This window comes from Kribbella sp. NPDC050241 (assembly GCF_044459685.1).
In the GTDB taxonomy this organism is placed as follows: Bacteria; Actinomycetota; Actinomycetes; order Propionibacteriales; family Kribbellaceae; genus Kribbella.
The window spans coordinates 533,552-547,125 of record NZ_JBITJE010000002.1 but is presented as its reverse complement, the minus strand read 5'-3'; the positions used below and the strand labels follow the sequence as shown (position 1 = coordinate 547,125).

Annotated in this window: 10 protein-coding genes; 5 read left to right on the top strand and 5 right to left on the bottom strand. The window is 66.6% G+C overall.

The genetic code is table 11. The features are described 5' to 3' along the window. The first annotated feature begins 65 nt into the window (after positions 1-65). From ACIBG5_RS10565 to ACIBG5_RS10550, 4 genes are all read left to right on the top strand, one after another. Positions 66-617, top strand: a complete 552-nt coding sequence (locus tag ACIBG5_RS10565; RefSeq protein ID WP_396391280.1) for a hypothetical protein — start codon at positions 66-68, stop codon at positions 615-617. 1,330 nt (positions 618-1,947) lie between these two features. Then, positions 1,948-2,346, top strand: a complete 399-nt coding sequence (locus ACIBG5_RS10560) for a hypothetical protein (RefSeq protein ID WP_396391279.1) — start codon at positions 1,948-1,950, stop codon at positions 2,344-2,346. A gap of 898 nt (positions 2,347-3,244) precedes the next feature. After that, complete coding sequence (gene mraY, locus ACIBG5_RS10555; RefSeq protein WP_396391278.1) at positions 3,245-4,330, top strand: phospho-N-acetylmuramoyl-pentapeptide-transferase; 1,086 nt, start codon at positions 3,245-3,247, stop codon at positions 4,328-4,330. A gap of 230 nt (positions 4,331-4,560) precedes the next feature. Next, complete coding sequence (locus ACIBG5_RS10550) at positions 4,561-6,906, top strand: arylsulfatase (protein WP_396391277.1); 2,346 nt, start codon at positions 4,561-4,563, stop codon at positions 6,904-6,906. A gap of 27 nt (positions 6,907-6,933) precedes the next feature. On the opposite strand, the gene ACIBG5_RS10545 is transcribed toward ACIBG5_RS10550, so the two are convergent. Genes ACIBG5_RS10545 through ACIBG5_RS10535 form a run of 3 tightly spaced genes read right to left on the bottom strand, consistent with a single transcriptional unit; the run spans position 6,934 to position 9,947 of the window. Further along, positions 6,934-7,569 carry a hypothetical protein gene (locus ACIBG5_RS10545; RefSeq protein ID WP_396391276.1) on the bottom strand — a complete coding sequence of 212 codons (636 nt, stop codon included), beginning with the start codon at positions 7,567-7,569 and terminating at the stop codon, positions 6,934-6,936. A gap of 39 nt (positions 7,570-7,608) precedes the next feature. After that, positions 7,609-8,424, bottom strand: coding sequence for an MIP/aquaporin family protein (locus ACIBG5_RS10540; RefSeq protein WP_396391275.1), 816 nt, complete (start codon positions 8,422-8,424; stop codon positions 7,609-7,611). A gap of 53 nt (positions 8,425-8,477) precedes the next feature. After that, entirely contained in the window at positions 8,478-9,947 is a 1,470-nt protein-coding gene (locus tag ACIBG5_RS10535; RefSeq protein WP_396391274.1) for a DUF2252 domain-containing protein, read from the bottom strand. 379 nt (positions 9,948-10,326) lie between these two features. Here ACIBG5_RS10535 and ACIBG5_RS10530 point away from each other — a divergent pair, with 379 nt between their 5' ends. After that, positions 10,327-11,301 (top strand): PrsW family glutamic-type intramembrane protease, encoded by a 975-nt coding sequence (locus ACIBG5_RS10530; protein ID WP_396391273.1) that lies wholly within the window; start codon positions 10,327-10,329, stop codon positions 11,299-11,301. Positions 11,302-11,310: 9 nt separating this feature from the next. Here ACIBG5_RS10530 and ACIBG5_RS10525 read toward each other — a convergent pair whose 3' ends face one another. Both ACIBG5_RS10525 and ACIBG5_RS10520 read right to left on the bottom strand, forming a co-directional pair. After that, positions 11,311-12,246 carry a cyclase family protein gene (locus tag ACIBG5_RS10525; RefSeq protein WP_396391272.1) on the bottom strand — a complete coding sequence of 312 codons (936 nt, stop codon included), beginning with the start codon at positions 12,244-12,246 and terminating at the stop codon, positions 11,311-11,313. 81 nt (positions 12,247-12,327) lie between these two features. Then, a complete protein-coding gene (locus ACIBG5_RS10520; RefSeq protein ID WP_396391271.1) occupies positions 12,328-13,572 on the bottom strand; it encodes an MFS transporter in 1,245 nt (414 codons plus the stop codon). Positions 13,573-13,574: the final 2 nt, after the last annotated feature.

Sequence of the window (13,574 nt, the reverse complement as noted above, 5' to 3'; positions counted from 1 at the left end):
AGGGTGGGCATAGTTAGCGCGTGCCCAACCTTGACTTCTACGCCGTCGACGAGGACCACACGGCGGTGCTCGATGCCGTGTTCAGGCTCGACTTTCGAGTGTTCGAGGCGTACTCCGACGAAGGTACGGAACTGAGGGAGTTCGCAGGACCTGGTGAAGTCCTGATGTCAGGGCAGCGCACGGCTTCGCAACTCATGCTGTTCGCTGAGGACTCTGGTCCGGCGCCGGTGATCGATCGGATCGAGCTGCGTCCTCACCTGGGCGCCCCTGCGTCCTTCCGATTCTCGTGCCGGGGGTGGGGCCTGATCCAGCTACAGATCGAGGGCCTCGTCAAGGATGGCCAGCTTGGCCGCTGCCACACGAACCACAACACCCAGAAGCGGGCAGAGAAGTGGGCGGATGTGTACCCGGAACTCGGGATTCCCGACGACTGGGATTGGGCGGCGGTAACCCGGGCTTCAGGCCGGTTGAATCGCGCCATTCGATCGATGGCGGTGGACAAGGTGGGGTCGCATCCAGTCCTCCCACAGGCGGCGGACGCCATCGGTCGCCTCCGCCTGGTTTACGAGTACGGCAGCACCCTCCGAGCCGAGTCTCTTCCAGACATCGCTAGGTGACGTCTCAGAACGACCGGACCTGCCGCGATCCGCGCGCTGATGTGAGCGTGCGTCGCCCGAGGCCCATCTACTACGGCGCTCGTGTCGTGGCGTCCCGCCACAGAAGGTCGGCCAGCTTGCGGCACGCCAGGTCTTCCGTAGGGAACGATGCAATGCCGGACTCGAGGCCGCGCTCCGAGTAGTACACGACCCGCTCAGATCCCCGGTCGTCCAACACATACGCCTCAGGAGGGTGCCCTCCGAGGAGGCAGTAGGCGCTCGGGTCGAACCCGTGGTTAGCCAGGATGCGGTGGAGCCTGCTCCGAGTCATCGTGCCTGCGAACTCGACCATGGATCGATCTTGTCAGCGGTGCCCACTGAACGCACGGATCCGCCGCGATCCGTGCATTCGACTGTCGCACATCACCCGACGGAGGAACCCCTTACTGGTCGCACGCCCAACCTCCATCAGCGTCTGTTCATCCGGGTACGTGGCCTAGATAACCGTTTCGTTCAGAACCGGGAACAGCGCGCGCTCGAAGGGCTCGAACCGGCTTCGCCGCGTCGCCAAGGTCTGCGGCTTCTGCGTCGGGACCGGGACGGACTCTCGGCCGCACCAGTCGGGCCGCGGAACCTGACGAGCGGCACCTGCGCTAGTCACCTCAGAGGCGCCCACAGAGTGAACCTACAGGCGCCGGCGAGCGCGTTGGCTGGGCGACGCGCTCGGCTTCCGCCGGGTGCCAACAAAGGCGTCGTGTCGAAGCATCCCCTGGGCAGATGTCTCATACGGCATCCGGTCGACCACGCTCAACCACAGCTGTGTTCGTAGCTCATGGGCGATACCGGATCACCCCTGTTCAAGCGCAGCGGTCAAGGGTTCAATGTAATGCAGGGGTAGTACTTGGGGGGACACGTGAGGGGAACGCTGATAGGACTGGGCGTTTTTTGCTGGCTGGTCACGGCGCGACTGGTGGTGGCCGCCGCCACGGCAACACATCAAGTGCAAGCACTCGTCTGTTGGGCCCTGGTCATCGCCGGAGCCTATGCGGGTTTGTCTCTGGTCCGACGAGCCATGCGACCGGAATACAGGCACGTACCACCTCCGCAATCAACCCGGGACTGGGACACCTACCTCGCGCCGAAGCCACCAATTCCCAAGCCGGCCCCATCACGTCCAAGTCGGGAGGCCGAAGCGGAGTCTTCGAGTTCCCGCCTGGCAGAAGGCCCGGCGCGTTTGCCTTCCGCTTCACTGCGAGCTGAGGCAAGCGATGACGCTCGCCCCCTGCTCTCGGACCGATCTGCGTCACACGCCAATGACATGACCCGATCAGGGCACCAGAAAGGACCTGTCGTGCGAGACGACATCACCGCAGCTGTCGAGGCGGCCCCCGCCAACGTGCAGGCCACGCTTGGAAGCTCCGGGCTCGGCGCCCTTAAGTTCCTAGATGAGCATCTGCCACAGGGTGAGCGTGTTCACCACATCATCAGTGCCGGTGTTGAGCCCTTGAGAACTCTGGAGAACTGTGCATTGGTCGTGACCGACCTTCGCTTGTTGTTCATCAACCCGCTGCCGCAAGTCCTCGCCTGGGATCTAACGCAGATCGCTAACGTGCATGCCGCTTTGGGCTTCATGGTCACAACAAATGGTGGTGGCGACACGCACCTCGGCATCAACAGCGGCTGGGGCGATACGTTTGTCGCGCGCCTGCAGGTCGCCATGGCAATTGCCACGTTGCGTGCAACGGCGTAGCCGTCGACACATGCCCCGGTCGGGCTGCGCACGGCGTTCGGCCCCTGCGAGCGGTCGTCTGTGGGTGGATTTGCCTAAGTCACTCATGCTGAGCCTTAGTCACATACCCATCGTCCGGATCCGTTGGCGTTCAGGCAGAGGCACCTACGGCGAAGCCCGAGGCTATGCCGGCTCGCGGACGTCGGGAGGGCAGCACAGATCGCCGTCGATCTGGCCGAGCTTGAAATCGCCCAGGATCTCGACGATTGGGACGCACTGCGACGGTTCTTGCTCAGGCTTCCACTCGGCTCGTACTGCCGGGACATGAACCATGGCTTACCCCATGGTTTTCGACAGGAAGTGATCGGAACTGTTGAGATCTGATGGCAGGCCTCGTTGCGCATACCTGCAGGTCAGCAGCCAGGTCGGGAAGCAACGGGGAACGTCGCGACGGAAGCGGGGGGAATCCGCGGGTTGTGGGTTCGAGTCCCACGGGGCCTACCGAGCCTGAATCACGTCTAGCAAGGTGATTCTGATCTTCCTGAGAGCGGGTGCCGTTACCACTTTCGGTGCCGTGGGATCAAACGTGGTGCGAGTTCGCTGCACTGACGCCCATGGCAAGGCCGGGAAGAGGCGCGAACGCGGCGCGGCGCGGCGCACCACACTCGAGTTTCCAGGGGGTTCGCACCACGTGCTGCAGCGCGGTCGCGGCCGGCGAGTCGGCGCGGGCTCTCCGGTTGGCGTTCGCTGGTCGGGGGCCGGGGTCTGGGGTGGATCGATCTATGGCGGGGTCTGCTGGGACCTGACTGTTCGCTATGTTTGACCGGCTTGCCGGTTCTCGTACTGCAGAATCGGCGGGACGAGTCCCTCTTGGTTCGAAGGGATCGACCACCCGAATGGCCGAGGGGGGCTGGATGTTGTGCGGGCAATACTCCTGAGCGGCGCGCTGGCGACGGTCTGCTCGCTGCTGGGGACCCGAATCGCGATCGGATGGTTCGCCCGTCGCGGCTTCGGACAGCCGATCAGGCAGGACGGACCGAGGACACACCATGTCAAGCGGGGTACGCCGACCATGGGCGGTCTCGTGATCCTGCTGAGTGCCAGTGCGGCATATTTGGTGGCAACGATCTTGACCGGCGGGTGGCCGAGTGCGAGCGCTTGGCTCCTGATGTTGCTGTTCTTCGGCTGCGGGGTGGTGGGGTTCCTCGACGACTTCATCAAGGTCTACACCCAGAACAACCAGGGTCTGAGTAGTCGGGCCAAGATGGCGGGTCAGACGCTGGTCGCACTCGTCTTCGGGGTCCTGTCCACGCAGTTCTTCGCCGACGAGCGCGGTGTCAGGCCGGCGTCGCAGTACATCTCCACCACTCATGACTGGGGGATCAAGCTGCCCCTGATCGTGGTCCTGCTCTTGATCTGGTTCCTCGTCACCGCGACCTCCAACGGCGCCAACCTCACTGATGGCGCCGACGGGCTGCTCGCCGGCGCCACGGCATTGATCTTCGGCGCGTACACCATCGTGAATGTCTGGCAGAACAACCAGCTGTGCGACTCCGCGCGGCCCACTGTGGTGGTGTCACAGTGCTACCAGGTGCGCGACCCTCTCGACCTCGCGGTCTTCGCGGCCGCCATCGCTGCAGCTTGTGTCGGCTTCCTCTGGTGGAACGCCAAGCCCGCACGGATCATCATGGGCGATGTCGGCTCCCTCGCCATCGGTGGCGCCTTGGCCGGGCTGGCAATCATGTCTCGAACCGAGCTCCTGATGGCCGTCATCGCCGGACTGTTCGTGCTCGAGACCATGTCCGTGCTGCTGCAGATGATCTCCTTCAAGCTGACCAAGCGACTCACGGGCACCGGCCGTCGCATCTTCCGAATCGCTCCCATTCACCATCATTTCGAACACCTGGGATGGGACGAGGTCACCGTGGTGATCCGCTTCTGGGTCGTCGCCGGGATCTTCGTCGCGACCGGGCTCGGGATCTTCTATGCCTCCTGGCTGCCCTGAGCCCAAGCGCAATTGAGACGACAGGCAGTAGTCGGCTGCGGGCGGACGGACTCGGGAAGCGCGTGTGTGGCGGCGTGGGCGAGGCGCTGGGCGGGGGGTTGGTGGGCTCACCCCCGAAGGATGAGGACGGGTGGTTGGGCTGCAACGAGACTGGCGGCGGCAGGACGCGGTGGCCCGCGCCGGGGCTTTCGGCGTCGTCAGCAGGCGTTGTGCGAGGGGAGAGGGCCGGCGTGAGCAAGCCGTTCCGAGGGAAGATCGACATTGACATCAAGGATTCGGTTCCCGATTGGGAGCCGTACACCCAGCCGATCGCGGCGGATGATGCCCCGAATGTGTTGTACGTCGTTCTGGACGACGTGGGTTTCTCCGCGATGGAGCCGTTCGGAGGTCTGATCGAGACGCCGAATGTCGGGCGGATCGCTCAGCAGGGGCTGACGTACACGAACTTCCACACGACGGCGCTCTGCTCCCCTACGCGGTCCTGCTTGATGACGGGACGTAACCACACCACCAACGGGATGGGCTGCATCACGGAAGCGACGTCCGGGTTCCCGAACGCGAACGGTCACATCCCGTTCGAGTGCGCCAATGTCGCCGAGGTACTGGGCGAGAACGGCTGGAACACGTTGATGGTCGGTAAGTGGCACCTGTGTGCCGAGGACGAGATGAACCTGGCCTCGTCGAAGCGGCAATGGCCGCTCGGCCGGGGGTTCGAGCGGTACTACGGGTTCCTCGGCGGCGAGACGAACCAGTGGTATCCCGACCTGGTCTACGACAACCACCCGGTGCCGCAGCCGGCGTTGCCGGAGGACGGCTATCACCTGACGGTCGACCTGACGGACAAGGCGATCGAGTTCGTTCAGGATGCGAAGGCGATCGCGCCGGACAAGCCGTTCTTCCTCTACTACTGCCCCGGCGCGGCCCACGCACCGCATCACGTGCCGAAGGAGTGGGCCGACAAGTACCGCGGCCGGTTCGACATGGGATACGAGGCGTACCGGGAGGGAGTGTTCGAGCGGCAGAAGGCCATGGGCATCCTGCCCGAGAGCGGTGAGCTGTCGCCGATCGACCCGTACGCGGAAACGACGAGCCACGACGGCAAGCCCTGGTCGACGGTCGACCGGGTCCGGCCGTGGGACTCGCTGTCCGACGCGGAGCAGCGGCTGTTCGCCCGGATGGCGGAGGTGTACGCCGGATTCCTGAGCCACGCCGACCACGAGCTGGGCAGGCTGCTCGACTACCTGGACGACACCGGCCAGCTCGACAACACCATCGTCGTACTCGTCTCCGACAACGGCGCCTCTGGCGAGGGCGGCCCGAACGGCTCGGTCAACGAGAACAAGTTCTTCAACGGCGTCCCCGACACGATCGAGGAGAACCTGAAGGCGCTGGACAAGCTCGGTGGGACGGAGACGTACAACCACTATCCGACGGGTTGGGCCTGGGCCTTCAACACCCCGTTCAAGATGTGGAAGCGCTACGCGAACTACGAGGGTGGCACGGCCGACCCGCTGATCGTCTCGTGGCCGCGTGGTTTCACCGCGACCGCCGAGACGCGTCACCAGTACACCCACGCCGTCGACATCGTGCCGACCCTGTACGAATGCCTCGGACTCGAGCTTCCCGACGTCGTCAACGGCTACACGCAGACGCCGTTGGAAGGAACCAGCTTCCGGTACACCTTCGACGACGCGACCGCGGCGACCCAGAAGGACACGCAGTTCTACTCCATGCTCGGGACGCGGGCCATCTGGCACCAGGGCTGGAAGGCCGCCACCGCGGTGCCGGCCGCGCCCGAGTCGTGGGGCGACTTCCACCAGCAGAAGTGGGAGCTGTTCGACACCGAGGCGGATCCGAGCGAATGCGAGGATCTTGCCGACAAGCACCCGGAGAAGTTGCAGCAGCTGATCGCACTGTGGTGGGCCGAAGCCGGACGCCTCCAGGCCCTCCCGCTCGAGTCTCGCGGCGCCGTGGAGATTCTCACCACCGAGCGCCCCCAGCTGTCGAAACCGCGGACCCGCTATGTCTACTACGCGGGTGGCGCGGAAATCCCCGAGTCGGTCGCCCCGAACATCCGCAACCGCTCGTACACCATCGCCGCGGAGCTCGAGATCGAGACGCCGGACGTCGGCGGCGCGATCTTCTCTCAAGGTTCGAGGTTCGGTGGTCACGCCCTGTACATCAACGAAGGAAAACTCCGCTACGTCTACAACTGGGTGGGTGAGCTGGTGCAGGTCGTCGAATCCGACGAGACGATCCCAACCGGTCACGTCGTCGTCTCGGCGTCGTTCGAGAGGGAGGGCAAATCCATGCCCACCGAGGGCGCGCTCAGTCTCTACATCCGGGATCGCAAGGTGGGCGAGGGACGGATCCGGACTCAACCCGGAAAGTTCGGCCTCGGCGGCGGAGGGCTCGTCGTCGGCCGATCGGGCGCCGAACCGGTCACCGACGACCTTCCGGGCGAACGGCCCTGGCCATTCGTTGGCGCAACCATCAAGCGGGTCGTCATCGACGTCAGCGGCGAGTCTTTCGAGGATCTCGCTCTCGAGGCACGGGCCGCGTTCGCACGGCAATAGAAGGCGTGTCCAAGCTGCCCACGCTGACTATTGGGGCGGGGAGAGCCAGCGTTGGTAGGACTTGGATTGGTCGAGATCGGGGTCCGGATCACCGGGCAGGGGGCGGCTGAACACGAGCCGGGCGGTGGCCTCGAGTGTGCTTGGGAGCAGATCGGCGGGACCGCTCGCCTCGAACCCCAGGGTCCACCAGTCCTGGCCGATGGTGCGGACCTCGGTGAGTTCCACGTCGCACTGCGGCTCCTGGTGGAGCATCGCGGCGCGCGCGACGAGCTGTCCTCCGTCCAGTGAGAAACGGCTGATGCGTCGCCTCTTGCCTACCGGCCGCCAGCCGGCCTGGCGGTCGCTGTTCTGGCCGGCCCGGCTGAACGGAAAGGACCACTTCTGCCAGGACTCCAGGCGTCCGCGGGCGCAGTCGGCGACCTCCAGGATTCCCGGGCTCCCGTGGTACTTCTTGACCTCCAGTGCCATGCCGCCGCGGACCTTCACCGACAGGCCGGGCAACTGCGGTTCCAGCAGGTAGCTGTCCTCGCGTGACTCTGTCTCGATCGGGAACCGCCCGAACCATTCGGTCACAGCGGTCTCCAGCCGGCCCGGGAAGATCCAGCGCACCTCCAGGCTGCGCTCTGCCTCGCCGGGCCGGCCCTCACGCGGTTCAGCCGTCATCGACACACGCTCCTGACCCTGGCCGGATGCGAAAGCTGCCTACTCCGAGGTGCTGGTCATCGGCAGGGCGTCGCCTTCGGCGGCGTCACGCTCGTCCTTGTCGGGCAGTCCGCGCACCGCTCCGATGATCGCCACGGCGATGGCGGCCCCGATCAATGGGCCCGCGATATAGACCCACCAGCCCGTGTAGTCGTTGCCGATGATGTCGGGTCCGAGAGTACGGGCCGGGTTCATCGACGCGCCGCTGATCGGGCTGGCGAACAAACCGAGCAGGGCGACTGTCGAGCCGACCGCGATCGCCGCGTTGTGGCCGATGCTGCGGCCGCCGGTCGCGGTGTTGAGGATGACGCTGGCCAAGATCGCGGTCAGGACGAGTTCCATCACCATCGACTTCCACTCCCCGCCGGGAGTCTTGATCGGGTAGTTCCCGCCCGCGCTGGCGTTGACGAACATCAACTGCAGGAACAGCGCGGCGCAGATTGACCCGGCCATCTGGACCACCCAGTACGGCAGCACCCATTTGGTCGGAAAGACTCCCCGGGCGGCAAAGGCGAAAGTCACCGCGGGATTGATGTGGAGTCCTGACAGCGGGCCCCAGGCGTAGATCATCGCCATGACCACCGCCCCGGGCGCGATCACCGCCGCGGTCCTGCTGATCGGCTCGTTGCCGACGTACTGGTTGATCACCCCTGATCCGGCCGCCACCGTCACCAGGACGAAGGTGCCCAGGAACTCGATGATCAGCCGGATCCACAACGGCCGTTGCCGCAGGGTGTCTTCTTCGAATCGGATGAAGTACCGGCGCCCGAGTGACGCCCTCTGCTCAGCATCGGGATCGATGGCGGGTTCTGCCATGGCGCAACCCTTTCCTTCTCGGCCGCCCGGGCTGGACGGCCGGGGTTCGGTTGTCAGATGTCGGTGGTCGCTTGGGCTCGACCGTCTTCGACGGCGCTCTGGAACGCGGTGTAGTCGCGTTCGTTCTGGTCGGCATAGGTTTCGGCGAAGTCGGCGATTGCCTGGTCGAAGGCGTCCGATCCGCCGAGGTAGGCGGCCAGTGCGACGCGGTCGCCGGAGCGAGCATGAGCCCGGGCCAGGGTCCGGCCGCAGACGCGGGCATAGACGGCCATGCCCGAGGGGGCACTCTGCTCGATCGGGACGGAGAACTTCCAGTCCTTGAGTTGGCGGACGTAATAGTCGCGGTCCACTCCGTCCGAGCTCGGCATGTGGGTCCAGCCGAGGAAGATGTCGCTTTCGGCCTGCATCAAGTGCTGTCCGGCGACCACGCGCTCGCCCTCGTTGGTGTACTTGCTGCGCCCGCAGTACTCCGCCAGAACCGATGGCTGCGCCTCCTTGGCCTGGAGGAACACCGGTTCGACTCCGTCCCCGCTGTCCATCAGCACGATCCAGGCGCGGGTGCCGACGCTGCCCACGCCTACGACCTTGCGAGCCGCTTGGACCAGCGTGAACTGTTCGAGCATGTGCCGCCGGTCCGACTGCAAGGTACGCCGGTACTTGCCCAGTACCGCGCGGATCTCCTCATACACCGCACTGGCCTGCACGTCGGGGAAGACTTCCTCGACGGGAACGACCATCGGAGGGTCACTGATGATTCGCCGACGGCCCTCGACCACCCTGGTCAACTTGCGCAGCGCCTGGGTGCTGTCGCGGGTGTGGGCCTTGGCCAGCATCTTCTCCGTGGCCTTGAACCCTTTGGCCTTCATCTGGGACCGGAATTGCCAGATGGCCTCTTCGATGTCCAGGTGTGCGTACCACACCTCCAGGAATGTCTGCTCCGCGAACCCGCGCATCGCCTTTCGGTACGCCTTCACCGCCGCGAGGACGATCTTGCGGCGGTGCTTGCCTCGGAACCCGTTGTCCCGTCCCGCCACTGCCAGGCTCGCCGCCAGCCGTTTGACGTCCCATTCGAACGGGCCGGGCAGCGTCTCGTCGAAGTCGTTGACGTCGAAGACCAACTCCCGCTCCGGAGAGGCGTACGCGCCGAAATTGGACAGATGTGCATCTCCGCACAACTGCACCTGCAGCCCCGACGTAGGCGTCGTGGCCAGGTCAGCCGCCATCGGCAAAGCAGCCCCGCGGTAGAACGTGAACGCCGACACCAGCATCCGCCCGTGCCGGATCGGCACCAGCTCCGGCACCCGCGACTTCGACTGCTCCAGCAAGAGCCCCACCGGATCCCGCGGCCCGTCGGCCTGGAACTCCGCCTGCGACTCCCGCGGAGTGACCCTGCGGGCGTCCTTCCCCAGAGCGACCCGGTCCGCATGGCTGAGCTGCCCGTGTGTCCCAGCCCGCTTCGAATCTCTACGGAACGCCCGCGTGGCAGGGCTCGCCGATCTGCCGCCCCCAGTCGTCACAGTCATAGCTCCCCTTCCGCCCACGCCGTCGAGAAGTGCCGAACCAGCTCGAACGGGCCGTGGAGTTCTTGGACCAACAAGAGCAGCGGGCACGCAGAGTGCCCGGAGGACTGGGGAGCGTGGGGGTCGTTCCCTGGACCACGCTCCTACCCTGAAGCCGAGAGGGACGCGCGGCATCACCCCTGCTGGGTGACGAGTGGCCGAACTCCGCCGCTACCACTGCAGGAACATCGAAGGCCGGCTCGACCACCGCCCGGTGAACGATCAGCAGCGCGACGTCCGGAAATGGATCGCAAAGCCGGCTCGCTCGGCCGCGAGGCGGGGCGCGGAGGAATCACCCTCGTGGGAGGAGGCGGCGTGGCTGTTTGCGTGTCAGCGTCCTACCGTGGCCGATCAATCCTTGAGGTTGCCGATCGCTGCTGGGAAGCGCGCGTGGATCGCGGTGCTGGCGACCGGCGCGCTGGTCTGGGTGCTGGCGGCCGGCGTGACAGCGCTCACCGGGGACGCGATCCTGATTCCGACCCTGTTCCTGATCGGAAGCTTTCTGGTGCCGGTCACGGTCGTGACCTTCGCGCTGGCTCGTCTGGACGACTGTCGCCTGACCACCAACGTGGTCCTCAAGGGGTTCCTCGCGGCCGGGACGATCGGGGTAGTCGTGTCCGCCGTGACGGAGATCTACCTGCTGCCGACCGGAGCCGGGCCGGTGGGGAACGCGCTCGGCTTCTTCGGCGTCGGCGCGATCGAGGAAGTCTCCAAGGGTGCGGTGCTGGTGGCCGTCGCTTGGCGGGTCCCCCAACGCACGGTGCACGGTGGAATGGTCCTGGGGGCCACGGTCGGTGCCGGCTTCGCCGCCTTCGAGAGCACGGGGTACGCCTTCTGGGCCTACATTCAGCACACCAATGACCACCCCGAGCTGAGCATTCTGCAAACCGAGGTGTCGCGAGCCATGCTCGCACCCTTCGGCCACCTGACCTGGACCGCGCTGCTCGGCGGTGCCCTCTTCGCCGCTGCCGCGCCACCCAAGGGCGGGTTCCGTGTCACTCGGCGAGTGATCTGGACGTTCCTGGGGGTCTCGGCGCTCCATGGAGCGTGGGACGCGTCGTACGGCTGGGGCATCTGGATCACCCAGGGAGTCACCGGCAACGGATGGATCGCCGACTGGCCGGACGGCACCTACTGGGAGGGTTCCCCGACCCAACGAGAGCAGTGGGTCTTCCAGGGGACGTACGACGGCACGCTCGCCGTCGTTGCCCTCATCGGTGTCGTCTGGGTCATCCTCAGCTGGCGCCACGCACGACATGCCGCCACCAGCGCGCCCGCGGCGGGCCCGCCGATCAACGCGCCAGACCGCCAACCGTGAGCGCCCCGGTCAGAAGGTGGCGATGGGGTTGACCGGGCTGCCGGACGTGTTGGCGAAACGGACTGGTGCGACTGCGAGTTGGAAGTCCCACTGGCCGAGCTCGGCGGCCGTCGTCGCGCATTCCTCCAGGTCGCAGTTGTCGAGCATCCACAGACCCATCGCGACGAGGCTCACGGCGTGTACCGGCATCAACACGTCGTCGTACCCCGACGGCTGAACGTCCTGGGGGGTGTCAGCGCCGATCAGCGCGACCCCCCGTTCATGCAGCCACGGCAGGCAGGACGCGTGCCAGCCCGCCTGCGTGAAACCGCCGCCCGCACCGGTCTCGTGCCGACTGCGGCCATAGCCGGTCCGCAGGAGTACGGCGTCGCCGGATCGCACCCGCACACCCTGGCGACGCTCGGCCTCCTCGAGATCGTCGGGAAACACACCCTCACCCGGTTCCAGCCACGGCACATCGCGGACCCTCGCAATGTCCAGCAGGACACCCCGCGTGATGATCCCGTTCGCCGCCGCCGTGACGGCCGCCCACGCCGATCCCGTCGCGGCGTCGACCAGCGAATGCGACCGCCCGTTGTACATCGTGCCGTCCCAGAAGATGTGGCACGGCGAGTCCAGGTGAGTGATCGTGTTGCCGTGGAACATGATGCCGAGACGCTCGTTCGAGAAACCCCAGCGCCGGTCGTTGCGGAAGTGCGCCGGCATGTGCTCGGCGCCCGGCATCTCGGCGGCGCACGGGCACGCCGTCGTCGACCGCTCCATTTCGTCCGGTACGGCGACCTCCCATCCGCACGACACGCTCCTGCCGTGGCGCACGGCCCGCGCCGCCGCCAGCCGGACGTCGTCGGTGATGAGGTTCAGAGTGCCGAGCTCGTCGTCGTCGCTCCACCGTCCCCAGTTCGACAGCGTGTCGAAGTACCCGAGTACGTCGTCCTGTGTGGGCATCGGTCGCCCTGCCGTCATCCCAGCATCGACCCCTCCGGTCACGCGGTTCAAGGCACCGAGGCCCGCCGAACTGGCATGACCCTACATCGCGGCCGGGGTGACGGCGGTCCTGGTTCTGCTCGCTGCAGCGCGGTTCGCGACGACCGCGATTGTGGTGCCGGTGGCCGCGAAGAGCGCACCGAGCGCGACCCAGCCCGCTGTGCCGTGGTCGATGGCGGTTGTGGTGACGACTGCCGGGCCGAGCATCAGTGCCAGCGCGAGGCCAGTCTGGCTGAGCCCCTGGTAGGCGCCGGCGCGGGCCGGGTCGGCGAGCTCGAACGCCATACCCCAGCTGCCGGCTTCGCCGCGCGTCTCGCCTGCGGAGGAGGCGAGCGCGCCGAGCAAGAGGACGCCGGTCGCCGCAGCGGCGCCGAGGTGACCTGCGACGGCGAAGAGCAAGCAGGCGATGAGGAGGAGCAGGCCTGCTCGGCGCGCCGAGCGTCCGGCCGTGCGCAGGTCCTGGGTGCCGCGGGACGCGCGGACCTGGAAGAGCGCCACGTAGGCGGTGTTGACCACGAGGAGCGCCGATACCACGACGGTCGGAGCCTCGGTGTGATCCGCCACCCACAGCGGGATGCCAACCGACGTCAGCCCGAAGTGGATTGCGAGTAGGGCGTTGAGAGCGGTCGAGACGACGTACGTCCGATCTTTGAGAGGCGAAGGTCCCCGTGGCGCCTCAGGGCCGGCGGAGGCGTCCATTCGCTCCGCCAGCCCGGATACTCTCCGGCGCAGGCCGGCCAGTGGGACCGTGCCGAGGATGGTGATGGCGCCGACCACTACCACGGTCAGGCGGTACGCCGTTGCCGTGTCGGCGACCAGGGCCAGTCCCGCAAGCAGGGTGCCGATGCCGATACCGACGTTCATCACCACGCGCAGCCGGGCGCGGACAGCAACCCGCTCCGGGCCGACGAACCATCGGGCGAGCAGCGTCATCTGGGCGGTGCTCTGCAGGCCGCGGGAGCCGGAGACGCAGGCCGCGACGAGTACGAAGGTGCCGACGTCGCGGGCCAGGGCGTATCCCAGCAGCGCGACGCCGTTCGCGGCGAGGGCCCATTGCTGCAGCCGATCGGCACCGCACCGGTCACTCAGCCACCCACCGGCGTACGACGCCAGGACGCCGACTCCTCCGGCGATGGCCAGGCCGATCCCGACGGTGGCCGCAGACAGTCCTACTCCGCGGGTGAAGTACAGCGCGCTGACCGCGAAGAACATCCCACGGGACAGGGACAACGCGGCCACGGCGGAGGCGAGCGCGCGTTCGACGGGATCGTGGAGGAGTGCAGGCACGC